Annotated in this window: 23 protein-coding genes; 9 read left to right on the plus strand and 14 right to left on the minus strand. The window is 43.5% G+C overall.

Annotation, left to right across the window (positions count from 1 at the left end):
* Window positions 1-48: 48 nt before the first annotated feature.
* From DN53_RS11820 to DN53_RS11840, 5 genes are all read right to left on the minus strand, one after another.
* Window positions 49-531 carry an ABC transporter ATPase gene (locus DN53_RS11820; protein ID WP_129654483.1) on the minus strand — a complete coding sequence of 161 codons (483 nt, stop codon included), beginning with the start codon at window positions 529-531 and terminating at the stop codon, window positions 49-51.
* A gap of 1 nt (window position 532) precedes the next feature.
* Window positions 533-1,318, minus strand: a complete 786-nt coding sequence (locus tag DN53_RS11825) for a (Fe-S)-binding protein (RefSeq protein ID WP_129654484.1) — start codon at window positions 1,316-1,318, stop codon at window positions 533-535.
* Between the two features lie 10 nt (window positions 1,319-1,328).
* Window positions 1,329-2,654 (minus strand): 4Fe-4S dicluster domain-containing protein, encoded by a 1,326-nt coding sequence (locus DN53_RS11830; protein WP_129654485.1) that lies wholly within the window; start codon window positions 2,652-2,654, stop codon window positions 1,329-1,331.
* Window positions 2,655-2,657: 3 nt separating this feature from the next.
* The gene (locus DN53_RS11835) at window positions 2,658-3,623 is read right to left on the minus strand and encodes an MlaD family protein (RefSeq protein ID WP_129654486.1); all 966 of its coding nucleotides are present in this window, start codon (window positions 3,621-3,623) and stop codon (window positions 2,658-2,660) included.
* Between the two features lie 69 nt (window positions 3,624-3,692).
* Window positions 3,693-4,898, minus strand: coding sequence for an N-acetylmuramoyl-L-alanine amidase (locus DN53_RS11840; RefSeq protein ID WP_129654487.1), 1,206 nt, complete (start codon window positions 4,896-4,898; stop codon window positions 3,693-3,695).
* A 130-nt stretch (window positions 4,899-5,028) separates the two neighbouring features.
* Between DN53_RS11840 and DN53_RS11845 the strand changes: the two genes are divergently transcribed.
* Complete coding sequence (locus DN53_RS11845) at window positions 5,029-7,731, plus strand: putative LPS assembly protein LptD (protein WP_129654488.1); 2,703 nt, start codon at window positions 5,029-5,031, stop codon at window positions 7,729-7,731.
* A 43-nt stretch (window positions 7,732-7,774) separates the two neighbouring features.
* Window positions 7,775-8,155, plus strand: coding sequence for a RidA family protein (locus tag DN53_RS11850; protein ID WP_129654489.1), 381 nt, complete (start codon window positions 7,775-7,777; stop codon window positions 8,153-8,155).
* Here the strand turns inward: DN53_RS11850 and DN53_RS11855 are convergent.
* The 4 genes from DN53_RS11855 to DN53_RS11870 form a co-directional block, all read right to left on the minus strand.
* Complete coding sequence (locus tag DN53_RS11855) at window positions 8,148-8,999, minus strand: N-acetylglucosamine kinase (RefSeq protein WP_129654490.1); 852 nt, start codon at window positions 8,997-8,999, stop codon at window positions 8,148-8,150. The two genes, DN53_RS11850 and DN53_RS11855, sit on opposite strands and share 8 nt — an antisense overlap.
* Before the next feature lie 75 nt (window positions 9,000-9,074).
* A complete protein-coding gene (gene gap, locus DN53_RS11860; protein ID WP_129654491.1) occupies window positions 9,075-10,076 on the minus strand; it encodes a type I glyceraldehyde-3-phosphate dehydrogenase in 1,002 nt (333 codons plus the stop codon).
* Window positions 10,077-10,099: 23 nt separating this feature from the next.
* The gene (gene pfkA, locus DN53_RS11865; protein WP_129654492.1) at window positions 10,100-11,086 is read right to left on the minus strand and encodes a 6-phosphofructokinase; all 987 of its coding nucleotides are present in this window, start codon (window positions 11,084-11,086) and stop codon (window positions 10,100-10,102) included.
* Window positions 11,087-11,217: 131 nt separating this feature from the next.
* Window positions 11,218-15,612 carry a translocation/assembly module TamB domain-containing protein gene (locus DN53_RS11870; protein WP_165357411.1) on the minus strand — a complete coding sequence of 1,465 codons (4,395 nt, stop codon included), beginning with the start codon at window positions 15,610-15,612 and terminating at the stop codon, window positions 11,218-11,220.
* 128 nt (window positions 15,613-15,740) lie between these two features.
* On the opposite strand from DN53_RS11870, the gene tsaD reads away from it, so the two are divergent.
* Genes tsaD through DN53_RS11885 form a run of 3 tightly spaced genes read left to right on the plus strand, consistent with a single transcriptional unit; the run spans window position 15,741 to window position 17,860 of the window.
* Complete coding sequence (gene tsaD, locus DN53_RS11875; protein WP_129654494.1) at window positions 15,741-16,769, plus strand: tRNA (adenosine(37)-N6)-threonylcarbamoyltransferase complex transferase subunit TsaD; 1,029 nt, start codon at window positions 15,741-15,743, stop codon at window positions 16,767-16,769.
* Window positions 16,770-16,825: 56 nt separating this feature from the next.
* Window positions 16,826-17,152: a TfoX/Sxy family protein gene (locus DN53_RS11880; protein ID WP_129654495.1), complete on the plus strand. Its 327-nt coding sequence runs from the start codon at window positions 16,826-16,828 to the stop codon at window positions 17,150-17,152.
* A gap of 3 nt (window positions 17,153-17,155) precedes the next feature.
* Entirely contained in the window at window positions 17,156-17,860 is a 705-nt protein-coding gene (locus tag DN53_RS11885) for a 16S rRNA (uracil(1498)-N(3))-methyltransferase (RefSeq protein WP_129654496.1), read from the plus strand.
* Here the strand turns inward: DN53_RS11885 and DN53_RS11890 are convergent.
* Window positions 17,857-18,636, minus strand: a complete 780-nt coding sequence (locus tag DN53_RS11890) for a DUF1223 domain-containing protein (protein ID WP_129654497.1) — start codon at window positions 18,634-18,636, stop codon at window positions 17,857-17,859. The genes DN53_RS11885 and DN53_RS11890 overlap by 4 nt on opposite strands.
* Before the next feature lie 39 nt (window positions 18,637-18,675).
* On the opposite strand from DN53_RS11890, the gene DN53_RS11895 reads away from it, so the two are divergent.
* From DN53_RS11895 to DN53_RS11905, 3 genes are all read left to right on the plus strand, one after another.
* The gene (locus DN53_RS11895) at window positions 18,676-19,326 is read left to right on the plus strand and encodes a DUF4159 domain-containing protein (RefSeq protein ID WP_129654498.1); all 651 of its coding nucleotides are present in this window, start codon (window positions 18,676-18,678) and stop codon (window positions 19,324-19,326) included.
* Window positions 19,327-19,329: 3 nt separating this feature from the next.
* Window positions 19,330-20,430 (plus strand): AI-2E family transporter, encoded by a 1,101-nt coding sequence (locus DN53_RS11900; RefSeq protein ID WP_129654499.1) that lies wholly within the window; start codon window positions 19,330-19,332, stop codon window positions 20,428-20,430.
* A gap of 124 nt (window positions 20,431-20,554) precedes the next feature.
* On the plus strand, window positions 20,555-21,622 hold the full coding sequence (locus DN53_RS11905) for a THUMP-like domain-containing protein (protein ID WP_313790140.1): 1,068 nt from the start codon (window positions 20,555-20,557) through the stop codon (window positions 21,620-21,622).
* Here DN53_RS11905 and DN53_RS11910 read toward each other — a convergent pair.
* Genes DN53_RS11910 through DN53_RS11925 form a run of 4 tightly spaced genes read right to left on the minus strand, consistent with a single transcriptional unit; the run spans window position 21,619 to window position 24,550 of the window.
* Entirely contained in the window at window positions 21,619-22,551 is a 933-nt protein-coding gene (locus DN53_RS11910) for an alpha/beta hydrolase (RefSeq protein ID WP_242502127.1), read from the minus strand. The genes DN53_RS11905 and DN53_RS11910 overlap by 4 nt on opposite strands.
* A 15-nt stretch (window positions 22,552-22,566) precedes the next feature.
* Window positions 22,567-23,286, minus strand: a complete 720-nt coding sequence (locus DN53_RS11915) for a M15 family metallopeptidase (protein ID WP_129654501.1) — start codon at window positions 23,284-23,286, stop codon at window positions 22,567-22,569.
* 5 nt (window positions 23,287-23,291) lie between these two features.
* Window positions 23,292-24,020, minus strand: coding sequence for a carboxylesterase family protein (locus tag DN53_RS11920; protein WP_129654502.1), 729 nt, complete (start codon window positions 24,018-24,020; stop codon window positions 23,292-23,294).
* 8 nt (window positions 24,021-24,028) lie between these two features.
* Complete coding sequence (locus tag DN53_RS11925) at window positions 24,029-24,550, minus strand: 5' nucleotidase, NT5C type (protein WP_129654503.1); 522 nt, start codon at window positions 24,548-24,550, stop codon at window positions 24,029-24,031.
* A 370-nt stretch (window positions 24,551-24,920) separates the two neighbouring features.
* Between DN53_RS11925 and DN53_RS11930 the strand changes: the two genes are divergently transcribed.
* Complete coding sequence (locus tag DN53_RS11930; RefSeq protein ID WP_242502130.1) at window positions 24,921-25,394, plus strand: CAP domain-containing protein; 474 nt, start codon at window positions 24,921-24,923, stop codon at window positions 25,392-25,394.
* Window positions 25,395-25,489 lie beyond the last annotated feature (95 nt).

The following is a 25,489-nucleotide window of genomic DNA, read 5'->3' on the forward strand; positions in this document are numbered from 1 at the left end:
GCATTTCATCGAAGAATGCACGGAAATTAAGATAATTTAAGAGTATTGCTACACAAAACGGGCATGCCAACTATCGCTGGCAGGGACTTCCCAATTCTCCAAGTATTCCAATTTACTGGCCACCAAATTGTTAAAGACGATGGTATTTTTGGATATCGCCTTTTCCTTGGCCATTCGTTTGAAATCCTGTAATGGCTTGTACGCGATGAATTCTCCCTGTTTGAAGGAGACGTTCATTCTATCCAGTAAAATCACATTGTATTTCTGTTCCAAACTTTGGATAAAGTGCACCGATGTGTCAATGGAACATCCCGAAGCTCCTGTGTTGGATTGGTCCAACCCGATGATGATGAATCTTTTATACCGAATCTCAAAACCAGCATGTAGTTCACTGCCATGTGCGGTCCATTCCTTTAAAAATGCCGATAAGCTTTCTTCAATTTCCTCGAGTTCAGCATCCGTAAAACTTCTATTGGATTGATAAATCCATATTCTTGAGTGACCTGGAAGGTCTTTAAAATCTGTCAACATACTAAATGGAGTTTGCTAAAAGTTCGGCCACATCCAAAACCGAAACGCTATCTTCTTTTTCATGGGCTTTGATGCCATCCGTCATCATGGTGTTGCAATAGGGACATCCTGTTGCGATAATATTGGGTTGGGTCTCCAAAGCATCTTTCGTTCGTAAGACATTAATGTCCATATCTCCCTTTTCCGGTTCTTTGAACATTTGCGCCCCTCCTGCTCCACAGCATAATGCCCTACTCTTGTGCCGCTTCATTTCCACCAAATCGGCATTTGTTTTGGATAGTACTTCCCTTGGGGCTTCAAAAACCGAATTGGCACGACCTAAATAACAAGGGTCATGGAAAGTAATGCGTTTTCCCTTGTAGGTGTTGCCTTCAATGGTCAAACGTCCAGAATCCAACAATTCCTTTAGGAATTGGGTGTGGTGCACTACATCGTATTTTCCACCAAGGCCTGGATATTCATTCTTAAGGGTATTGAAGGAATGCGGGTCACAGGTTACAATTCGTTTTATTTCGTAGCCGTTCAGCACTTCAATGTTCATCATGGCCTGCATTTGGAACAAAAACTCATTTCCCGCCCTTTTGGCTACATCCCCGGTAGAACTTTCCTCAGGTCCCAAGACGGCAAAATCCACCTTGGCTTTATTCAACAACTTTACAAAGGCCCGGCTTATTTTTTTGGCACGATCATCATAACTACCAGCTGAGCCCACCCAGAACAATATTTCCGGCTGTTTTCCTTCGGCCATGAATTGCTGCATGGTCTTCACTGTCAATTGCTCGCTCATAGTCCTAAAATTATTCGTTCACCCAATTTAAACGGTCCATTTGGTTGTATGGCCAAGGCGCCCCGTTGTTTTCTATATTGGACATCATATTGTTCAGCTCCGTTGGCGCCGCAGATTGTTCCATTACCAGATACCTTCGCATTTCCACAATAATGGACAAGGGGTCTATGCTCACGGGGCAAGCCTGCACACAAGCATTACACGTAGTACACGCCCATATCTCTTCATGGCTGATATAGTCTCCCAAAAGCTGCTTACCATCTGGGATAAACTCTCCCTTGTTGGTATCCATGACCTTGCCCACTTCCTCCAAACGGTCGCGGGTGTCCATCATGATCTTCCTTGGGGACAGTTTTTTTCCGGTCTGATTGGCCGGACACTCGGAAGTACATCTGCCACACTCCGTACAGGTGTATGCATTGAGCAATTGCACCCAACTTAAATCCATGACGTCCGATGCCCCAAACTTTTCAGGTACTGCAGCATCCCCTTCCGCAGGTGCGGCAAATGGGTCTGCCGATGGGTCCATCATCAATTTGACCTCATTGGTCACCGATTCCAAGTTATTGAACTCCCCTTGGGGCTTTACCCTTCCGTAATAGGTGTTCGGGAATGCCAAAAGAATGTGCAGGTGTTTGGAATAATAGAGATAGTTCAAAAAGGCCAATATTCCCAAAATGTGCAACCACCATGCTGTGCGTTCAATAACCATCAATGTGGATACGGGCAATCCGTCCAATAGCGGTACTATAAATTGGCTTATTGGAAAAGCGCCTGCTTTGGTATAGTGTTCCGCTCCCAATTGTTGTAGTTGAAAATCGGCGGCATTCATGGTCAAAAACAGCAACATCAAAACAAACTCGATGTACAGGATCATGTTCCCATCTTTCTTGGGCCATCCGTTCATTTCGGGTTTGATGAACCGTTTCAATCGGATAATGTTCCTGCGGATCCAAAAAACCACGACGGCCACAATTACCAATAGGGCCAACACCTCAAAAGAACCTATGAGGAAATCGTAAAGGCCTCCCAAAGATGAAAACAGCCTGTGGGTCCCTAGAATCCCATCGAGGATAATCTCCAATACTTCAATATTGATGATAATAAATCCTACATACACAATAATGTGCATTAGACCGGCCACGGGACGAACCACCATTTTGGTCTGCCCCAATGCAATACGCATCATGTTTTGCCAACGCTGCGACTTGTTATCGCTTACATCAACATCTTTCCCCAATTTGATGTTTCTGGACAGCTTTTTCACATTTCTTGTAAAAAAACCTATTCCCGCAATAAGGGCAATAAGAAAAAGAATGTTGGGCAGGTATTCCATAGGCTAGTTTTCCTGTTGTTGGGCAGGGTCATTTTCGGGAAGGGCATATTCTTTCTGCTTTTTCCCGAACACGGATACATTTACATATCGTTTAGGGTTAAGCCTGAAGTCTTGTAGTAGAAGGTCCAATTCCTTTGAGGCATCCGTTAGGTTTTTATACAGTTGCTCATCCTGCGTAAGCTTTCCCAAAGACCCTTCGCCTTTCTCGATTTTTTCGAGCACCGAGTTCAATCGGTTCACCGTAACCTGAAAATTGGAGACCGTCTGGGCCAGACCTGCATTGGCCAATGAATCGGACAGTTTTGAAAAATTGGTAGTGATTTTGTCCACATTCTTCAAGGAATTATCCAATTCTTCCTTGTTGTTTGCTAACAACCCATTGAGCTTATCTGCGCTTCCCTTAAAGGCATTTACCATTTCGTGAAGGGCCACTATGGTCTGTTTGAGTTCTTTTTTGGTGGGATCGTCCAAAATCTGGTTTACGTTCATCAGCAGTGAATCGGCATTGGAAACCGCTCCTTCCACCTTCATCTGCAAAGGGGTGAGTTTTTGCTGTACCAGTTCCGTGATTCCAGGTTTTATGTTTGAAGTAAGTGTATCTCCTGATTTTGCCAGAGGGGCATTATCAAAAACGGGATTTATCTGGATTCCCTTTCCGCCAATGATACCGGTATCATAAAGTTCAGCCACACTGTTCCCGGAAAAATCAAATTCATTGCTCACGGTAAAGGTAACCACCAGCTTTCCCGAGCTGTCCTTGAACTTAATATTGTTCACGTTACCCACGGTGAATCCATTGATGGACACTTGGGTACCGGGTTGCAGTCCACCAACATTGTCATAAACTGCGTAGAATGTTTTATTGTTTTCAAAAAGGGAGGCGGATTTAAGATAACTCAGCCCAAAGATGAAGGCCAAAATCCCAACGAGTACTATAATCCCAGTTTTGATTTCCCTGGATAGTTTCAAAAGATTCGGTTTATGGTTCTAAACAAAATTAGGAATAATTTTAACAAGACTGTCATTGTTTTTACACACCTAATTTACCGCCTGTGATATGGGTACGCGTTTTCCGTTTTTATAGGCCACAATGTATGAAGTGGTATACCCCTTAGCATCGGCATTGGATTTTAGGCGTTTTGCCTCTTCCAAAGTACTTGCATTGCCATACATGTATCGATATAGATTTTTAAACGGCTCCCGTGACAATTGGTCCAAACCATTAAAATTTTGACCATTGAGCGGAATATTCTTGGCACTGGCCAAAAGTTGGATTTTAAATACCACATCCGATTTATTGGTGGTGGTTGGGGTCACCGTTTCTTTTTTGATTTCCACCGGGGATGTGGACTGAGGCTTGGGCTCTTCCTTCTTTTCCTCCTGTATGGGTTTGGTTTCTTCAGGGAGGTTCACGGCAACTTCGCTATCTTCAATTTCGAGACTTGTTTCCCGTGGTCCAGGTGCCCCACTGATATCTGCCTTGTAGGCCAAAACAGCATTGGCAATGGCCTTGCCCATCTCACCTTGTCCTTTTGAGGAGTTCAGGTAACTGCCTTCCCCTTTATTGGTCAAAAAACCCGCTTCCACCAAAACACTGGGCATAAAGGTTTGGTGCAGCACAATGAACCCTGCCTGTTTTACTTTTCTGTCCTTCCTTTTCAATTTTTTGGTGAAATTGTCCTGAAGTCTTTTTCCCAACATGATGCTTTGGTCCAAAAACTCTTCCTGCATAATGGTAAGGCCAATCACAGATTCAGGGGAATTGATGTCATACTCGGCATAGCGCTGTGCATAATCATCTTCCAAATAGATTACGGAGTTTTCCTTTTTGGCCACTTCAAAATTTTGCTTGTTCTTGTGAATTCCCAAAACAAAGGTTTCCACTCCACTGGCGTCCGAACTATGGGAATTACAATGGACCGAAACGAACAGATCGGCATTGGCCTGATTGGCAATTTCCCCTCTTTTGAAGAGGTCAACAAATGTATCGTCCTTTCTGGTGTATATGACTTTTATGTTGGGGTCCTTGCTCAGTTCTTCTCCAGCCTTCAGCACAATATTCAATGATATATCCTTTTCCAGATACCCATTTCCAAGGTTCCCTGGATCATGTCCGCCATGACCGGCATCCAAAACCACAATGAATTTATCCTTGGGAGGTACTTCGGTATTATTTTTGGTAAAAGATGTCAGTGTGAGGAGTGTAAGGAGAAAAACCAAAAATGTTGACCTGCTTTTATTCATAAGAACCGAGTAATTATAGTGTCCTGTAATGGTTAAAAATATCGTAATCAGCCATAATCAGAACAAAAAATATATGTAAGTTTGAGCCCAAAAACTGAGCCAAACCAGCACAAAAATAGGATTTATCACGTTGCAATCAAACAAACATCTTTTAGTTTTCCTATTTGTTCTTCTTTGTGGCACAATATCCTCGGTGGCTCAGGAAGACCTCATTACCCCTTTGCCCATCAAAGCCATCAAGGATAGTATAACGGCTCCCATCCTTACTTCAGATTTCCTAAAAGGCCCCAATGAGGTGGATTCCGTTGAGGTGGATTCCGCATCCCAAAAACAACCTTTGTTATTGGATAAAATTAAATATAAAGCCAAGGAATATGTAAAACTCAGTCAGAAAGATAACAAAATTTATCTGTATGACGAGGCTGAAATCTATTATCAAGATACCGAGCTCAAAGCAGGTGTCATTATAATGGATTATGTGAAAAATGAGGTGTATGCGGGCCGGATGAAGGACTCCACGGGCACCTACTCACAAATTCCCTATTTTAAACAAGGGAGCAATGAAGTCCGCCCGGACTCCATTCGTTTTAATTTTGATACCCAGAAGGCCCTTATCTGGAATTCCCGAACGGAACAACAGGCCGGTTTGGGCCAATTGGGCAGTGATGCCATGAAAGTATATGCCCAAGTCACCAAAAAAGAGAACGACTCGGTTTACTTTTTAAGTGAGGCCAAACTCACCACCTCAAAGGATACGGTTGATCCCGATTATTACATACGGGTACGAAAGGCCAAGTTTGTGCCCAAGAAAAAAATCATTGCTGGGTTCAGTAACATGTATATAGTGGATGTTCCCACCCCGGTAGCATTGCCTTTTGCCTATTTTCCACTAACGACAGGTCGGGTGGCAGGGCTTTTGTTCCCCACTTTTGGAAACGACCCCCAAAGAGGGTATTTCCTTCAGAATGGGGGATATTATTTACCCATCAGTGAGTATGTTGACCTTAGCGTTACAGGGGACTTCTACACCAACGGCAGTTATGGGTTCCGGGGACAATCAGAATATTCCAAGCGCTATAAGTTCCGGGGTAATGTCAATTTTAACTTCGAAAACTTGATCCAAAGTCAAAAAGGCTTTGATGATTATAGTAGAACGAGCAACTACAACATCCGTATATCGCACACCCAAGACCCAAAGGCCAGTCCTTATTCGAGGTTCTCGGCATCCGTGAACTTAGGAAGTAGCCAATATTACACCAACTCGCTCAATCAAATAAATAGGAACAATTCGCAGACGAACACCTTTGCATCTTCCATTAGTTATTCCAAAACCTTTCCGGAATACCCTTCCGTGAATGCCAGTCTTACGTTGACACATACCCAAAATACCCGTACAGAGGAAAGGACCATCAATATGTCCCTACCAACCTTTCAGGCCAGTATGGAACGTATTTTCCCATTTGCGAAACGCGATGGAATAAAAAAGGGAATCTTGCAGAACATCAACTTTCAATATGATGTGAACGCCCAGAACAGCATCACCACCAATGAGGAGGATTTTTTTACCAGCAAAATGTTCGAAGGTGCCCGGGTCGGGGCCAGACACCGTATTCCCATTGGCACCAACTTTAAGGTGGCCAAATACCTGAGTGTCAGTTTAAACGGAGGTTATGAGGATGTATGGACCTTGGAGACCATACGTCGCAGATATGTAGAGGAGGAACAAGCGGTTGTTACCGACACCGTGGCTGGGTTTGACCGCTTTAACCGCTACAACCTGGGTGCCAGTATAGGTACCGTGATCTATGGTACCTTTAATTTTGGTGAGGACAAAAAGATTCAGGCCATACGCCATGTTATGCGACCCTCCATTGGATACAGTTACACCCCGTCCTTTGAACAATTTTATGATACCTATACTGATGGTGATGGCGATGAGGTGCAGTACACTCCCTTTGAGACCAGTGTTTACGGAAGGCCTTCGCTGAGCAAGGGAAGCTCCCTGAATTTTTCATTGCAGAACACCTTGGAAGCCAAGGTGAGGGACAAGGACTCCACGGCCACAGAACCGAAAAAAATCAGTATCCTAAGTAATCTTACCCTTTCCACCAGTTATAATTTTGAGGCGGATTCCTTAAAATTAAGCCCTATCAATCTTTCAGGTTCCACAGAGATCATCAAGAAGGTGCCCATTAACTTTTCGGCCTCTTTTGACCCGTATGCCATAGATAACAATGGTAGAAGAATCAATACCCTTAACATCAAAAATGGAGGAGGATTGGCTCGACTGACATCCGCACGATTGAATACAGGCTTTACCTTGGACAGTGACATGTTTAAGAAAGGAGCAAAAAACAAGGAGGACAAAGAGAAACAGGAAGAACCGGACTATGGGGCAAATCCATTTGAGTTAAAGGGCACCAGGAATGGCGAATCACACTTTGGGAACAAAGATGATTCTTCCGATGGTGAAGTGGACAACCCAACATACAACACCCAGATTCCATGGGACGTACGGCTCACTTATGTGGCCACATACAGCAACCGAAATCGGGAAAAACAAATCACCAACCACTCTTTGATGTTTTCTGGAAATGTTCAACTTTCCCCTAAATGGGAAGTGGGCTTTAACTCTGGATATGATCTTAAAAACAAGGGATTTGCCGATACAAGGTTCAATTTTAACAGGGATTTGAACAGTTTTAGGCTCAGTTTTGACTGGACGCCCTTTGGCCGTTATGAGCGATGGTATTTCTTTATTGGTATAAAGAGTTCGATCCTGAGTGACTTGAAGTGGGAAAATAGAAGCCAGCCTTTTAGCGGTAGAAGATAATTTTTGAATATCTTCAAGTCTCTAAACAAAAGCATAAACTTCCATGAAGAAAATCATAAACACTCCAAAGGCACCTGCCCCTATTGGTCCCTACAATCAAGCCGTATTGATTAAGGACACCCTATACATTTCCGGACAAATTCCAATAGATCCCACTACGGGCAAATTGGTGGAAGGTGATATTAAAAAGGAGACGAAGCAGTCCATGGAAAACCTCAAGGCCATTCTGGAAGAAGCCGGCCTAACCTTTGATCATGTGGTAAAAACCTCCATTTTCATCAAGGATATGCACCAATTTTCGGAAATAAACGAGGTATATGGTACTTATTTCAATGCAGATACGGCCCCAGCCAGGGAAACCGTGGAAGTAGCCAATCTTCCAAAATTTGTGAATGTTGAAATTTCTATGATCGCGGTCAAATAGTTTCTTGGTGAAACTCTACCAGACCTTCTATAGGTCTTCTGCGGATTACCCCAAGAATAAGATCGTTCCTTTCCAAACAAGCTTTTAGTTCGTCCTGCAGAAAGTGCGCTATACTGCCCACAAAGTTGATAGGTACCTTGGTGGCCAGTTCAAACTGCATAATGTAGTTGTTCACAAACTGTTGCAATCCTTTTTCTATGACCCCTTTGCAATATGGATGTTCCTTGTTTTCGATGATGAAACGGGCAAACGTGGCCAAATACGTATTGGGATTGGGCTGTTTGTATAAGTTTTCTTTGATGACATCTGCCTCCAGATTATACTCCTTGGCAAATTTGATTCCCAAATCCTGCGGCATCTTATGGAAGTAATAATCACGCAACAACTTTCTTCCAAAGAAGTTACCGCTGCCATCATCCATTAGGATATAGCCCAACGAGGTTACCTTTTGCATCAATTGATGACCATCATAATAGCTGCAATTGGATCCTGTGCCCAATATGCAGACAATTCCTTGACGTCCAATCTTGGTCGTGGCATATATGGCCGCATAGGTGTCTTCCCGAACCTCTGCCTTGGCATTGGGGAAAAAATCCTTGAAAATTACCTTTAGGAAATTCTTCATTCTATCCGTGCCACAACCGGCACCGTAGAAATACAATTGACTAACGATTTCTCTGTTCTTGGAAAGCTCAAAATTATTGGCCAACCTGTCCTCAATCACCTCACGTGTGAGCACCTCTGGACTTAACCCAAGGGTTTGGGTAAGGAACAATTGCTTCCCCTTGTCATCCAATGCAATCCAATCGGATTTAGTGGCTCCACTATCCACAATCAAAATCATATGCGTCAAAGTTTTTGGTTGAATCCAAAAGAGGGCTTTACACCCTCTTCTGGATTTATATGCAAGATACTATTATTAAAGGCTCGCAGCGTGCTCGGCCAAATCTACCAACTTGTTTGAATATCCGGTTTCGTTGTCGTACCAAGATACCACCTTGAAAAATTTGGAGTTCAGCTCAATTCCCGCATCGGCATCAAAGATGGAAGTTCTAACATCACCTACAAAATCTTGGGACACTACCAATTCTTCGGTATAACCCAAAATTCCGGCCAATTCACCTTCTGAAGCAGCTTTCATGGCAGCTTTGATTCCTTCGTATGATGTCTCTTTTTCCAATTTAACGGTCAAATCCACTACTGAAACATCGGCAGTTGGTACCCTAAAGGCCATACCGGTAAGTTTACCTTCCAAAGATGGAATTACCTTGGTCACCGCTTTTGCAGCACCTGTAGCCGCTGGAATAATGTTCAAAAGGGCACTTCTACCACCTCTGTAATCTTTTCTGGATGGACCATCAACCGTCAACTGGGTTGCAGTTGTGGCGTGTACCGTGGTCATCAAAGCCTCCTCGATACCGAAGGCATCGTTAAGAACTTTTGCGATTGGTGCCAAACAGTTGGTGGTACAGGATGCGTTGGAAATAATGGTGTCAGATGCCTTGACATCTTGGTGGTTTACACCCATAACAAACATTGGGGCATCCTTGGACGGAGCAGAGATAACTACTTTCTTGGCGCCACCATCAATATGGTATTGAGCAGTTTCCAAAGTAGTGAAGATACCGGTACATTCGGCAACAACATCGGCACCAACCTCATCCCATTTCAAGTTTTTAGGGTCACGTTCTGCGGTGATCCTGATGGTTTTTCCATCTACAATAAGATTTCCATCCTTAATTTCGATGGTTCCATCGAATCTTCCATGCACAGAGTCATACTCCAACAAATAGGCCAAGTGCTCTACATCCAGCAAATCGTTAATGGCCACTACGTCCACATTGTCCCTTTTTACGGTTGCACGAAACACCAACCTTCCAATTCTACCGAATCCGTTGATTCCTATTTTCAATTTTGACATTTTCTCTCCTTTTTGGTTTTAAATTATGTTGTCATTATATCAGAAACTCTAATGAGTTCTTGGTCTATTTCCGTATGTGCCTTTATGGCCTCTGCAATCGGGGTAAGCACCAATTTGGTATCCTTTATCCCCACCATGAAGTTGGATTTGCCCTCCAATAGGCTCTCCACGGCCTTCACACCCATTCTACTGGCCAAAACCCGGTCAAAACAGGTTGGGTTCCCACCACGTTGCATGTGCCCCAGAACGGATACCCTTACATCGTAGATGGGCAAATGTTCCTCCACATACTCTTTCAATTCGAAGACATTCTTCCCAATCTTATCGCCTTCGGCAACAATTACGATACTGGAAGACTTGCCTGATTTTTTACTTCGTTTCAAGGACTCTACCAAACGTTCGAGACCCAAGTTCAATTCGGGAATCAAAATTTCTTCGGCACCAGCACCCACACCCGCGTTCAAGGCAATATGGCCTACATCCCTTCCCATGACCTCCACAAAGAACAAACGGTTATGGGAACTGGCGGTATCCCTGATCTTATCCACTGCTTCCACCACTGTATTGATCGCGGTATCAAAACCAATGGTATAGGAAGATCCCAAAATATCATTGTCAATGGTGCCCGGAATACCCATAACTGGAAAACCAAACTCTTGGTTGAAGAGCATGGCACCGTTAAAGCTACCATTCCCACCAATCACCACAAAGGCATCTATGCCTTCCTTGACCAATTGGTCGTATGCTTTTTGTCTTCCTTGCTTTGTCCTGAATTCCTCACAACGGGCAGATTTAAGGATGGTACCGCCTTTATTGATGATATTGTTTACACTCCGTGCATCAAGGGTCTTGAAATCACCCTCTATCATACCTTGGTATCCACGATAGATACCAATACATTCAATTTTTAAGTAAGCACAAGTTCGGACTACAGAACGAATCGCTGCATTCATTCCCGGGGAGTCTCCTCCAGAGGTAAAAACTCCTATTTTCTTTATTTCTGAAGCCATTCAAAATTTTAAAGGGTCAAAACTAGGAAACTTTATCCAAAATATGAATGGCTTAATAATTTATTTACCTTCATTGATTTTTTCAAACGTTTTCGTAAAGAATTCCTCAAAAAGCGTGAAAAATAACAAGCCTATTGCCCTGTTTTGGCGGGAGAATCTTTCTTGGGCATAAACCGGATCAGACTATCCTGTCCCATGACTTCCGTTGCCTCTTTTTGCCTTGGGGGCTCCTGTGCCTTTTCTTTCTTTTTGAAGACCTTCTGCATGAGTTCCTTAAAACTATTGAAATCCACTTGGTAGGACAGACCAACCCCTTGGGTATACCCCTGCCGTTCGGCCAAAAATCGTTGGATTTGGTTCTCCCGGTTAAAGATCTTTGCGCTTAGGGTCCCTTGCTCATTCAATAGTACCTGTACTTCCACGTCGCCGGCCACTACAGTTTCGGAAACTCCTCCCACGGGCACTCCTACCCTTCCGTTGACCAAAATCCTATCCGATATCTGTGTGGAAACCGTGACCCCTATCCTATTCTCGGTCCGTGTACTGGCATTGGGATCCAAAAGACCTTGTTCGTAGGATACTCCCAGATTGAACTTGTCATTGTCACCCCCCAAGATTTGGTTCAAGAGCCCTGAGGCAGTTTGTATAAGGTTTCCGGTAACAGCCTGTTGGTTGATTCCCGACTGAGAATCCACAAATGTTCCCTGTGCCAAAAGAAAAAAGGCATTTCGCTCCTTTACGGTGGGATCCTGCAATCGGTATTGGAGCTCGGACTGTACCACGGAACTGGTTCCGGGGAAGTCAATATCGAAATTGATATTGGGGCTTTCCAACTCCCCATCCAAACGAACGATTACCTCTGTGGGAATCCTTCCCGCAAAACCGGAATTGTCCAACAATGGGGCTGGATTGGCATTCAGGGCATACACGGCTTCGAGGTTCAACTGGGCGGCCAGGGGATCCCGTTCCCAAAGAATGGTGCCACCCGGGCGCACCTTGAATTTTTTATCAATCACCCCACCATATTTAAAATTGTACTCTCCCGTCACGGCAACAAACTCCCCATACATATTGAATTTTCCATTGGTATTGATCTCTATCAACAGAATTCCTTCCCCGGTTCCCTTAAGGGAACTTCCTGTACTCTGATCCACAACGATCTCTACTTCGGCCTCTGGGGTCACCGCGAGGTCAAAGGCCATTTCCAGACCTTGATACTCTTGTAACACCCGTTCTTGTTCAAAGGAATTGGATTCTCCCTTTTCAATGAAATTGATAAACGAATAGTCCCCAATACTGGTAACATCACTCAACGGAATTTTTAGGGAAGTGCCCCTCGCCGTGGTCGCATCCACAGCAATGGTCAAGGCGTCGGTTGGCCCATAAATACTTCCTGTACCGTTGATAAAGCCTTTTCCATAGTAAAGGGATTCTTCATCATAATCCGTATTAAGAATCATGAACCTATTGTTCTTGGTGTCCACATCCAACCCAAGGTACCAGTCGGAAAACCCGGTATGGCTTATGGTTCCGTCCAGAGTGGCCTTGGTACCTTCCGCCACATCGGACAGCCCTACATTCTCAAAATAAAAGGTTTGGTCAAAAAGGCGGACACGGGAATAGGGCGCAAAATTATAATCCACATTGAGGTAGGGAATACCGATTCCTGCATTGTTGAGACTTAAGGTTCCATTAATGGACGGGTTGTATAAATCTCCGGTAATCTTGGCACTTCCTATGACACTGCCCCGTATGTTGGAAATAACCCCATCGCCCAATGGGCTGAAGGGTTCCAAACTAAAATCGGTGAAATTGGCCGCAAGGTCCACCTGTTGTTTGTTGTTGATATTGGTCACCTTCCCGTTGATACTCATCTTCTCCTTGCCATTGTCAACGAGCCAAGTACTCACCCCAAATTGGGTAAGATTGTTGTTCCCAAAAATACCTACTTCCAAATCTCCCAAACGCATGCCATTCACGCTAAAGTCTTTCACATTTAGACTGGATGTGGGGAGATACTTCCCATCTTTTTGAAGGATGTTGAGAAAACCATCCACAGATCCGTTCATCTTAAGGCTGTCTATGGCAGGGGTAATCTTGCTGAGGGACACAATCTTAAACTGTAGGTCCAGATCTTTGTAGGTGGAATCGGCCAACTCGCCTCGGAGCCTGATCTGCTCCTTGTTGTTATTGTCCATCACCACATCCTCAATGATTATGCTATCCAAGGTCTTGTTGATGATAACCTTGTTTTTACTGTTCCCATCTTTGTTCAGCACCCAGGTGTTCCCCTTAAAGCTGATATCCGATTTTTTAAGGCCAATGACCGATCGGTTGTTCTCGTTGAAGGTATGATAGAAATTGAGGTTGTAGCTATCGTTGTATTCGCTTCCCCCCTTGAACTCCGTTCTAAAGAAAAGCGTGTCCTTCAATGTGGTATTGATAAGACTGAAATCTTTAATGTCATAATAGACCGTGGACATATCTTCCACCGAAACGAAGGTGTTAAAAAGAGGGTTCTTATTGTCGATTTTCAGTTCTACATTTTCAAATGTATTGTCAAAAGCTTCTATACTTGGTGATTTAAACGTCATTTTAAAATCCCCTTCATCCGATATAATACTACCCCTCATAAAGGTATTGGGACCAAAGACCACTTCTGGAAAGAAAACGTCCACAATTTTATTGTAAATCTTAAAGTTGAAGTCCACATGTTGTCCCTCCGAAATTTCAAAGGGCTTATAATTGGTATAAATGCTTCCCACGGAGTTCTGCACCAATTTTCCCACTTCATTGACTTTGAATTTTCCCTTGACATACCCTGTGATGATATCCGGCGAATTGATCTCAATGGTACGGACCGTATCCCGATCAAATGAGGAAAAAACAGCAAAATCCTCAAAATAATAGGTCGTGTTTATATTTTGATAGGTGGTGTTGGAAAAACGCATCTGACCCACCATATCATCCAAAGTCCTTCCTTCAATATCCATATTTATATGACCCTTGAATATGGAAATGCTATCATCAATAAAATTGAGTTCCTTAAGATCGGCGTAATCCACGGCAGCAATAAAGTTGAATTTGTTCTCGGTACCGCCAAAGTCCGCCAAACCTTTAAAATCGAATCGGAAATTTTCATCATTGCAAAGCAGGGAGCCATCAAACAACTGATCCTTTAAGATTCCTGAAACCTTAATATTATTGTATTCGTAATTATTGAACTGCAGTTTATAAACATCACCAATAACCTCAGTATTCAAATTTTCAGCGGCAAATCCTTTTCCTTCCACATTGAAATCCAAGGAGGTCAGCCCCAATTCATCATCTTCGATAAAATCTCCTAAGTCAAAATCAATAAGGGATATAAATCCAATGTAGGAAGCATCATTTTTTGCTTGGAGATTGGTCATTTGCACATCCATATAGCTGCTACCCACCGCTGTATTGAGGTTGATTTTTACATCTAAGGACGTCTCCGTCACTTCTGCATCGCCTCTAACCGTAAATTGCCCTAGCTTTTGCACAGTTTCAGGAATGTTTTCCCCCAAAATATTCGGCAAAATGGCCCTCAATTGATAGTAGCTGGAGGTAAGGTTGTCCAAATCGGCCCGCATGACAAAGGGGGCCTCATCAGAAAAAATATTGGAGAATACAAAATCGCCATGGATCCCGGTATTTTCCATATGCACATAAAGATCATCCACTTCCAGTTGATTGAGCACTCCTCCCATCTGTCCGGAAAAAGTCACTATCCTGTCCTTTCCAAACTCATTGTAAAATGCATTCACTTCGTTCAAGGCCACACTGGATTCATCAAATTGTGCCTCGATGTTCACCTTGTCCAAAAACTCTGCAAAATCTTCCCGATTATAATTAAAGACCAAGTTCCCTTTGATCTCGGATTCCTCGGTGTCAACGAGAAGGGAATCAAACCGCATCTGTTCTTTGGTATACTTAAAATTTGTGGTCAATTTCTTAAGTCGAATGCCCCGCTTGGCCAAGGTGGAAAGGTCTTCAATCTGCAAGGTCACTTCCGGCCCCAAGATCTGGAAGTCCTTGGCCAATATCTTCAACTCCGAAAAATTCAGGACCTCTTGCGCCTCCAAGTTTTCATCGATCAACCGGAACCTACCACTGTTGATCTGGATTTCATCGGTGGACATAAAAAAGGGAGGTGTTCCGGGCGGACGTGGCTTTCCGTCATCCAACTTGGCAACGAATACGTCCAGATTGGTGTCCCGCTCCCCTTCATAGGTCTTCAGGTTAAAAAGGATACCGTCCACTTCCATGTCGCCAAACTCCAACGTTCCATTGGCCATGTTCCTAATGTTCAATATAGAAGTGCTCAGCTTATGGATATAAGCCAGGGTATCTTTCTGATAATCCTCGATATAAATTCCCTTGATACCTGCATTGAGTGTAAAAAGTGAAAGGCTAACACGATCGATCTGTATGTTGGTCCCGAACTCCGTATTGATGGAATTGGTGGCGTACTTCGCAATTTTGGTCTGCACCACCGGCATGGACAACACCAAAGACCCCAATACCATAAGCAGTACTAGGGCCAAAAAGAATCGTATTAGTATTTTACGAAGTTTTTTGATAGGGCTTTATGTTTTACCTTTGATGACCAATTTTTGTTCCAAAACCAGTGACAAATCCAAAAAAATATATTCTGGCCATTGAATCTTCTTGTGACGACACCTCTGCCGCCGTTTTGTGCCATACAAAGGTACTGAGCAATGTGGTGGCCACACAAGAAATACACAAGCAATATGGTGGTGTTGTCCCAGAGTTGGCTTCACGGGCCCATCAGCAAAACATTGTACCAGTGGTTCATCAGGCCTTGGCCAAGGCAAATATCGATAAAAAACAACTATCTGCCATAGCATTTACGCGTGGCCCCGGACTTATGGGTTCGCTGCTCGTGGGCACCTCCTTTGCCAAGTCTTTGGCTTTGGGGCTCGACATTCCTTTAATCGAAGTAAATCATATGGAAGCCCATATTTTGGCCCACTTTATTGAAGATGGTGACAATACCCCTCCGAAGTTTCCATTTTTGGGCATGACCATTAGCGGGGGACATACACAGATTGTAAAAGTTTGTGACCATTTTGATATGGAAGTCCTTGGAGAGACCCTGGATGATGCCGTGGGCGAGGCTTTTGACAAAAGCGCCAAGCTTATGGGACTACCCTATCCCGGTGGCCCATTGGTAGATAAATATGCCCGGGAAGGGAATCCACATGCTTTTGAATTTCCAAAACCCAAAGTGGATGGGCTCAATTTCAGTTTTAGTGGCTTAAAGACCAGTATCCTGTATTTCCTCCAACGGGAAACCCAAAAGAACCCTGATTTTGTTTCGGAAAACATTAACGATATCTGCGCATCGGTACAGCATACCATTTTGGAGATCTTGATGGATAAACTGACCTTGGCCGTGGAGCAAACCGGAATCCAAGAGATTGCCATTGGAGGCGGTGTGGCCGCCAACTCCGGCATACGTGCCCGACTCAAGGAAGCCGAGGAAAAACTGGGATGGAAAACCTATATCCCCAAGTTTGCCTATTGTACGGACAATGCCGCTATGATAGGGATTGTGGGGTACCTAAAATTTCTAGAAGGGGATTTTACCGACCAAAGTGTTGCCGCCAAAGCCCGGTATGCGATTGGGACCTAAACCCTCCCTGGATTTACGGATTTTTCGGATATTTGAGCCTAGTAGAACACCGGCACATGGCCTACAATGAAGAAATAGCCCGTAGGGTCCAATATCTATTGGGTCTCTTCCCAGAAGAGTTTACCGAAAAGAAAATGTTCGGGGGCATTGCTTTTCTATATAAAGGCAAAATGACCGTGGGTGTGGTAAAAGACGAATTGATGGTCCGTGTGATCGCAGAAAAAATGGACCGTATCTTGCAGCAGGAATGTGTACGACCCATGGATTTTACCGGGAAACCCATGAAAGAATTTGTCTTTGTCTCCCAAAAAGGCTTTGTCACTGAGGAACAATTGCACCAATGGATAGAACTGGGTCTGGAACACGCCAAAAACAAACTATAGCCTATGCAACTTTTCTACAACCCTTTGTTGGACAACAGCGTTACCCAATTCACCTTTCCTCCCGAAGAAAGCAAACACATTGCCAAAGTCCTTCGGAAAAAAGAAGGGGATATTGTTCATATCACCAATGGAAAGGGATACCGATACGAAGCGGAAATCATTGTTTCCGACCCAAAGCGATGTAGGGCAACGATTGTGTCAAAACACAAGACCATCCCCAAAAGGTATGCGCTACACATGGTTGTGGCCCCCACCAAAATGAACGATCGGTATGAATGGTTTCTGGAAAAAGCCACCGAAATAGGTGTGGATGAGATTACCCCGATCATTTGCGATCATTCCGAACGAAAAGTGGTGAAGCACGACCGGATGGAACGCGTACTGCAATCGGCCATGAAGCAATCCTTACAGACCGTATTGCCCAAACTGAATCCTGCGATACCTCTCAGGGACTTTTTGGAACAGGAACAAACTGGCCTCAAGTTCATTGCGCATTGTGATGATGGCGAAAAGATGGAGCTTAAACGAAAGGTCATTTCCGATATGGACCTTACGATCCTTATCGGTCCCGAAGGAGATTTTTCCAAAGAAGAAATTGACATGGCCCGCAAAAAGGGGTTCATCCCCATTTCTTTGGGCAATACCCGATTACGTACTGAAACCGCAGCCATTGTGGCCTGTACCACCGTGGCCATCATTAACAGTTAGCGCTTTACTTGGGCCTTGGCTGCAGCCGTGATGTCCAGATGTTCGGTTTCGACCAACAAGACAAGGGTTAGACTGTCAGATTCCAAAACCAATTGGGGAATCTCTATACTAGCTTTTCCCGCCGAAGCCTCCAAATCCAAATAAGCTTCCTGCACCACAATATTGCTGTTCTGCAAGGTCCTATTCTTATTCTCTCCTCGTTTCACTTCGGTGGTTCGTTCATCGATCACCAAAATGGCCCGCAACAGTTTATGGCCCAAATCCCCCGTAGCGGCATATTCAAACGAAACGGCATTGATACCAGCAACAACATTTCGTAGCTGAACACCGTTTTGGGCCTTCTCTTTCAGATGGGAATTGATTTCTTCATGGAGTTTGACCTTGTTGGATCCTACAAAATGAAGACTCCCATTGAGCACCATCTCCGGGGTATAGTTGCCATCGTAACCCAACTTTTTATTGTATTCACGCTGCTTAAGGCTATGGCCCGGTTGGGCAAAAGGATCCTTCCATCCAATATAATCCCAATAATCCACATGATAGGACAGCGCAAAAACCTCATTGGGAAATTCCCTTTTCACCTTATCCAAAAGAATATCGGCCGGTGGACAACTGGAACACCCTTGGGAAGTAAAGAGCTCCAAGACCACCACAGGCGCTTCTTGGGTCTCCATTGCCGGTATGAAACTTGAAACCTCCTTGGTCCGTGCCGTGTAGAGCGCCATCAAGGACATCGCAAAAAAGGCAAATGAGGCAATTATGGCTTTTTTAATCATGAATACCGTACTTTTGAGTAGTTGGTTAATCGCAAATCCATGGGACAACTTACCAGACTAGGTTGCATTTTAACTTTTTTTATGATGGGCACAGTGGGCGCCCAAGAGATTGCCATCCTCAAGTATGGAGGAGGTGGGGACTGGTATTCCAACCCTACGGCATTGCCCAACCTCATTGCGTTTTGCAACAATGCCATCGGCACCAAAATCAATCCGGAACCAGAAACGGTAGAAACAGGAAGCGTTACCCTCTTTAAATATCCCTTTCTACATATGACCGGGCATGGCAACGTCTTTTTCACAGACGAAGAGGCCCAAAATCTGAGGACCTACCTCCTTTCCGGTGGTTTTTTACATATTGATGACAATTATGGAATGGAACCCTACCTGAGAAGGGAACTTCTCAAGGTATTTCCTGATAAACAATTGGAAGAACTGGGCTCGGACCACCCCATTTTTGATCAAAAATTCAAGTTCCCCAACGGACTTCCCAAAATACACGAGCACGATGGAAAAAGGCCTCAAGCGCTCGGTATTTTTGACAAGGGCAGGCTACTCTTGCTCTTTACCTTTGAATGTGATCTAGGGGATGGCTGGGAAGACCCGTCTGTGCACAACGACCCCGAAGAGGTACGGTTGAAGGCACTGCAAATGGGTTCAAATATTGTTGAATATGCCTTTAAAAGCTAATCTATGACCTCAAAGACCATTGCCAATGGAATTCTAAGGGCCGTTGCCATTATTGTGGGTGTGGTTCTTTTGGGCTACTTTCTGTACAAAATTCAATCCGTAATTACCTATTTGGCCATTGCCTCCGTAATTGCACTTTTAGGAAGACCTGTTGTTCTCTTTTTACGAAGAAAGCTAAAGTTCCCCAATACACTCGCCGTAATAGCCACCATGATTTTTATGCTTGGTATTTTTATGGGCATCTTGGCACTTTTTGTGCCCTTGATATCGGAACAGAGCAAAAACCTTTCCCTGTTGGATATTGAAGCGTTGAAAGGTGACATCAACAAACTGTATTTTCAGATTTTGGAATATTTTGGAGCCTCTTCCGGAAACGTGGAGCGTTTGGTGGAAGAAACCCATTTAGAGGAAAGTTTTCTAAAAGGTCTTGACTTGGGGTTCATTCCCAATTTTCTGAATTCATTTATGAACGTACTGAGTAATTTCAGCATAGGTTTGTTCTCCGTTCTTTTCATCTCCTTTTTCTTTTTAAAGGACAGCAAACTGTTCCAAAATGGCATCCTTACTTTCGTTCCCGATGACAAGGAAAGTAACCTCGTAAAATCCATTGATAAAATCAACGGATTGCTCTCAAGATATTTTGCGGGCATCCTTCTTCAGCTTTTTATCCTCTTTGTGATTTACACCATTGCACTGTTGATTGTTGGGGTGGAAAATGCAATTGTGATTGCCTTCCTCTGCGCCCTGTTCAACATTATCCCATACATTGGTCCGATCATTGGCGGAGTGATCATGGTGACCCTCACCATGACCAGTTTTTTGGGAGCGGATTTTAGCACCGTTATCCTGCCCAAAGCCATGTATGTTTTAATCGGTTTGACCATTGGTCAATTGGTGGATAATTTCTTTTCACAACCCTTTATTTTTTCGACCAGCGTAAAGTCACATCCCCTTGAAATTTTCTTGGTGATCATTATCGCTGGACTACTTTTTGGAGTGGTCGGGATGGTGGTTGCCGTACCCGGATATACCGCCATAAAGGTGATTTTAAAGGAATTTTTGGCGGAATATTCCTTTGTGAAGAAATTGACCAAGAACTTATAGTGTCAGTTTGAATAAATTGATATTACATACTGGTGTACAATTATTTATAGATAAAAATTGGAATACTGACACGCTGTCAGTTTTACTCCAAAAACCCCTTTTTGACGGGATTTCCCAAAAAGAGTTGGTAGAGCAGCTTGAAGCCAAGAAGAAATGCAAGGACAAGCTTCCAACCTGGTTCACTACCCCACACATATATTACCCCAATAAGCTGAATATTGAACAGACCAGTTCCGAGCAAACAGCTCGTTATAAGGCTGGCTTGGTAGACGGAAAAAACCTGTTAGATCTTACCGGAGGATTTGGAGTGGACACCTACTTTTTTTCCAAAAAAATAGAGAAGGTATTTCATTGTGAAATCAATAAGGAACTCAGTGAAATTGCCACCTATAATTTTGGGGTTTTAGGACAGGAAAATGTCACTTGCATTCCTGAGGATGGCATTCATTATTTACAAAACAACTCTCAGAAATACGACTGGATTTTTGTAGATCCATCACGAAGAAATGAGAACATCGGAAAGGTTTTTTTGCTCAAGGATTGCCTTCCCAATATTCCTGAACAGCTACCCCTTCTTTTTAGCCACACCCAAAAAGTCTTGATAAAAGTTTCACCTATTTTGGACCTCACCCAAGGCTTGGAAGAACTTAATTTTGTAAAGGAAGTCCATGTGGTGGCCATCAATAACGAGGTAAAGGAATTGCTCTACCTATTGGAAAAGGATTACACTGGGGATGTCGTGATCAAGACCATCAATTTCACCCATGGGAGAGAGGTTGTATTCGACTTTGTCCTTAATGAAGAAAAAGTAAGTTCCACGAAATTGGGGAGCCCCCAAAAGTTCCTTTATGAACCCAATGCCGCCATTTTAAAATCCGGTGGATTTAAAATCGTGGGGGAGAAATATGGATTGGACAAGTTACACCAGCACTCCCACTTGTACACGTCCGAAACACTGGTGGAATTCCCAGGGAGAAGGTTTTCCATAGTACAGGTTCTCCCCTATTCAAAAAAGACATTACGAAGCTTTTCACAGACCAAGGCCAACATCACCACCCGAAACTTTCCACTATCTGTGGCCGAAATACGAAAAAAACATAAAATTAAGGACGGAGGAGATCGCTATCTATTCTTTACCAAAAACCATGACGATTCCTTGTTGGTTCTTGACTGTTCCAAAGTACTGGATTAATCTAAATTATCAAGCCAAGCAACAAAAAGATCAAGCCAATTTTTTAATCCCTTGTTCTTATGCCCTAAAGAAAAACCATGTCCACCCGAAGGGTAAATGTGCATGGTAGTCGGAATGTTATGAACCTTTAAAGCTTCAAAAAACATAAGACTGTTCTCCACGGGCACTGGATTATCATCCGCTGCATGAAGTAAAAAAGTTGGGGGTGTATTGTCCTTCACTTGTTTTTCGTTGGACAAATAATTCAATTGTTCCATGGTAGGCTCCTTCCCCACCAAGGACTCCCTTGACCCCATATTCACGGCAGGCTCCATAAGCGTGATGACGGGATAGATCAACGCCATAAAATCCGGACGGGCAGAAATCCCATCAATGACATCCTGTGCTGGGTATACCACGTCTTCAAAATGTGTGCCCAAGGTAGAAGCCAGATGTCCTCCTGCGGAGAACCCCATGATACCAATTTCATTTTCCGCCAAATTCCACTCTTTGGCTTTGCTGCGCACTATCCTGATGGCCCGTTGGGCATCTTGCAGGGGAACTAGTTGTTGGTCTGCCACAATCGATTTGGAACGTGGCAATCGATACTTTGCCACTATTCCAGCAACACCGTTTCCATTTAGGGCCTTGGCGATATCCCTACCTTCCCAATCGTATGCCAATCCGGAATATCCACCACCAGGGAAAATAACCACTGCTTTTCCATTGGCGTTTCCCTTTGCAGGAAGATACACCTCCAAGGTTGGCTTTTGAACATTGGTGACCCAAATTATACCTGACTCCCTATACTCTACTTGCTCCTTTTCATCGGTATCCATGTTTTGGTTGGGTACCACATTGGGCCAAAGCGGCACAATAGCATCTTGTGCTGATGCGCTTACAGAAATGAATACAAGTACTAGAGCTAACTTTTTAATTGTTTTCATCATATCTTGATTAATTTTTTACTCAGGACAGTCCCATTTAAAGTTGGCCACTTTATCATTGGACCCTGCCGAAAGATTATAATGCCACCACTCCGTCCTGATGGACCAAAACCCATGGGACTCCATGGTTTCCTTCAGGAGTTTTCTATTCTCCAGGATTTCTTTTGGTAGGTCCAGGTTGTCATGATAGGCCCTTTTCCCAAAAAAATCGAAGTCTGTCCCCATATCCAATTCGTTTCCCTCCAAATCTTCCAAAGTAATATCCACCGCACCACCTTTATTATGGATGGACCCCTTCTCCGGATTGGCCACGTATTGGGGGTTAGGTACAATGGCCCACATTTTATATTGAACGGAATTGGGTCGGTAACAATCAAAAAACTTTATTCTTACCCCCTTCTCTTTAAAATCGGCATTGGCCTTGATAAGCGCTTTGGCTGTTTTTACCCGGGTGTAACACTCTGCGCAGTCGTATACCTTTGCCTTTAGGAAATTATTTTCCGTGGCGTATCTCAGGTCATAGGCAAAGTCGTCGCTAAAATCCGCCAAACGCACGAAAGTCGTGTCCGCCAGCCCTTCAAAAGTTCTTAATTCTTTTTGAGATTCTTGGACCACGATGGAGTCTACCATCTCTATGGACGTCATTTCAACCGGTTCCTCCGTTTTGGCTTCCTTGGGTTTTTCATGGCAACTGGAGAAAATAGACATCAACCCCAGGAACATGATGCAATATCTCATAACATTCAATTTATCCGTTTTTGTTTCGCAAACCAAGTATACAAAGAATCTGTGGTATAGGCCCTGTCCCAAGCATTATGGCCTACCCCTTTATATCTTGTATACTGGATATTGTAATTCATTGATTTAAGCTTTTCCACCATGGCATCGGACTCCTCAACCGGGATGGTTTCATCCAATTCGCCATGGAACACCCAAATGGGCATTTCCCTGTCAATCCAATGGGCATATGGTAAGGGCGCCATACCACATACTACGGCCAGGGCAGCAAACCTATCCGGGTATTGGGTAGCCATTTCCCATACGGCATTACCTCCCCTACTTATCCCTGTTAGGTATATTCTGTTTATATCGACCCTGTTCTCGGCAACAATGGAATCCAAAAGTTGCATAACGGCTGCCGTATTCCACCATTTTCTTTCATGGGGGTTGTGCGGCGCCAATATTAAAAATGGAAATTGTTTTCCTTCTTCTAAAAGTTTGGGGGGCTCATTCATTTTGAATTCCTCTTGGGATTCCCCAGATTCCCCTCCACCGTGCAAAAAGAGCAACAAACCATAGGTTTGTGAAGGGTTGGATAGGTAATCTTCAGGATAGTACAGATAATACTGTAGGGTTTCCTTGGTTACGGTCACTTGTTCCCCTTCAATGAGATTGGATTGGGCGGCACAGGCTTGAAACAATAAAAAAGTGCCTAAAAGCAATGTATGGGGTACCCTAAGAAATAATCGCATTCACAAATCTACAAAAGTTTGGCTGCGATTTCCTTCCAGTTATCAGCGCGTTCAAACTCTGTATCACTCATGTTGTGGGGAGAAGTAAACATGATTTTTCTACCTTCAAAAGGCTTAAGGTTACGGGAATGATCATCAATCAGCAAATCTCCTTTCAAAATATATTTATGACCACATAGAATGCGATGCTGCCATGGGATGAACGGAAAATGCTCATCCAACCAATCCGATTTTTCACGTAATGAGTTTGGATACTCCATGGCGGCGGAGGCAATGTAGATCTCATGCTCCTTGGCAAGCTCACGAAGAACCTCCTGACTGTCTGGAAATACCTCCAAGTTTCTAAAAAACCCATCCCGGGCCGTATATCCCTTTACCATTTCCAGATGTTCTTCGGCAACACATTGCTTTATTCCTTTTCCATGGCAATCTTCAAGCCTTATTTGAGCATTGAATTCCGAGTTGTACAATTCCAAATGCGCTCCGTAGGTATCCGCAATCACCTCATCCATGTCCACAAAAATGATCATATTCTATATTTTTTGATGAAGTACGGCAAAATCCAAAACAAACAAAAGAAATTTACAGAATGATAATCATTGGGCCTTGTTTTGTTTGATTTGACAATAAAATAAAACCTTCACTGACATTCTTCTTTAGATTGATTTCATTCCATGATTTTTTCTCATGGGATAGTAACCAAACCCCTGTTGTAAGGCGGGCTGTATTTTATCGATAAAGGGTTATTTTTATTGGCCATACCACAGGGTGAAACTTGAAAAGCACGCACTTCATCGCCTTTTATCCACCGTTTATATAAAGTACTCACTTTGATGGTTTTTTAACTGGAACAGCAAGCTACTTTTGCACACGATTTTAAAAAAATTCGCTGTGAAAAGAATGAAATTCGCCGTTGTTCGCTTACTGTTTTTGTCTGTATTTTTCGTCTCATGTAGCACCTCCTCCACAGATGAGGAAGAAGCTTTCTTTGTGGCCAGCACGGCCACTGATATGGAAATGGAAGTTTTGCACCTTGTGAATGAATATCGCCTTTCTAAAAACCTCACTGCCTTAGAGTTTAATGTCACCGCTTACGCATATGCCACAGCCCATACCAATACCATGGTCAAGGATGGAGAAATAAGCCATAAGGACTTTGAAAAACGCTCGTCTGAATTGGCCATGGAGACCAATGCGAGTCATGTGGCCGAGAATCTTGGACGTAGATATATCTCTGCCGAAGCTTTGGTTGATGCATGGTCCAAAAGTCCAACCCACCAAAAAGTCATGGAAGGGAACTATGATTTTACTGCAGTAAGTATTAAATCTGACCCTGAAGGGGTACTGTATTTTACGCAACTATTTTACAGATAACATCTTTTTTGATGACCTGCCACTAGATACTTTTCTTGTTAGCATAACTAAATTTCACTCTAAACCCTTTTAAAGAGTGAAAATAATCAATATAC

Source organism: Flagellimonas olearia (assembly GCF_004150225.1).
GTDB classification, from domain to species: Bacteria; Bacteroidota; Bacteroidia; order Flavobacteriales; family Flavobacteriaceae; genus Flagellimonas; species Flagellimonas olearia.

Coding starts and splice junctions, on each gene's coding strand:
- DN53_RS11920 (WP_129654502.1), bottom strand. CDS start 24,020: ATGCGATTATTTCTTAGGGTACCCCATACATTGCTTTTAGGCACTTTT.
- DN53_RS11850 (WP_129654489.1), top strand. CDS start 7,775: ATGAAGAAAATCATAAACACTCCAAAGGCACCTGCCCCTATTGGTCCC.
- DN53_RS11880 (WP_129654495.1), top strand. CDS start 16,826: ATGGCCTACAATGAAGAAATAGCCCGTAGGGTCCAATATCTATTGGGT.
- DN53_RS11840 (WP_129654487.1), bottom strand. CDS start 4,898: ATGAATAAAAGCAGGTCAACATTTTTGGTTTTTCTCCTTACACTCCTC.
- DN53_RS11885 (WP_129654496.1), top strand. CDS start 17,156: ATGCAACTTTTCTACAACCCTTTGTTGGACAACAGCGTTACCCAATTC.
- DN53_RS11925 (WP_129654503.1), bottom strand. CDS start 24,550: ATGATCATTTTTGTGGACATGGATGAGGTGATTGCGGATACCTACGGA.
- DN53_RS11855 (WP_129654490.1), bottom strand. CDS start 8,999: ATGATTTTGATTGTGGATAGTGGAGCCACTAAATCCGATTGGATTGCA.
- DN53_RS11830 (WP_129654485.1), bottom strand. CDS start 2,654: ATGGAATACCTGCCCAACATTCTTTTTCTTATTGCCCTTATTGCGGGA.
- gap (WP_129654491.1), bottom strand. CDS start 10,076: ATGTCAAAATTGAAAATAGGAATCAACGGATTCGGTAGAATTGGAAGG.
- DN53_RS11915 (WP_129654501.1), bottom strand. CDS start 23,286: ATGAGATATTGCATCATGTTCCTGGGGTTGATGTCTATTTTCTCCAGT.
- pfkA (WP_129654492.1), bottom strand. CDS start 11,086: ATGGCTTCAGAAATAAAGAAAATAGGAGTTTTTACCTCTGGAGGAGAC.
- DN53_RS11895 (WP_129654498.1), top strand. CDS start 18,676: ATGGGACAACTTACCAGACTAGGTTGCATTTTAACTTTTTTTATGATG.
- DN53_RS11890 (WP_129654497.1), bottom strand. CDS start 18,636: ATGATTAAAAAAGCCATAATTGCCTCATTTGCCTTTTTTGCGATGTCC.
- DN53_RS11820 (WP_129654483.1), bottom strand. CDS start 531: ATGTTGACAGATTTTAAAGACCTTCCAGGTCACTCAAGAATATGGATT.
- DN53_RS11825 (WP_129654484.1), bottom strand. CDS start 1,318: ATGAGCGAGCAATTGACAGTGAAGACCATGCAGCAATTCATGGCCGAA.
- DN53_RS11930 (WP_242502130.1), top strand. CDS start 24,921: ATGAAATTCGCCGTTGTTCGCTTACTGTTTTTGTCTGTATTTTTCGTC.
- DN53_RS11870 (WP_165357411.1), bottom strand. CDS start 15,612: ATGCCGGTGGTGCAGACCAAAATTGCGAAGTACGCCACCAATTCCATC.
- DN53_RS11900 (WP_129654499.1), top strand. CDS start 19,330: ATGACCTCAAAGACCATTGCCAATGGAATTCTAAGGGCCGTTGCCATT.
- DN53_RS11910 (WP_242502127.1), bottom strand. CDS start 22,551: ATGATGAAAACAATTAAAAAGTTAGCTCTAGTACTTGTATTCATTTCT.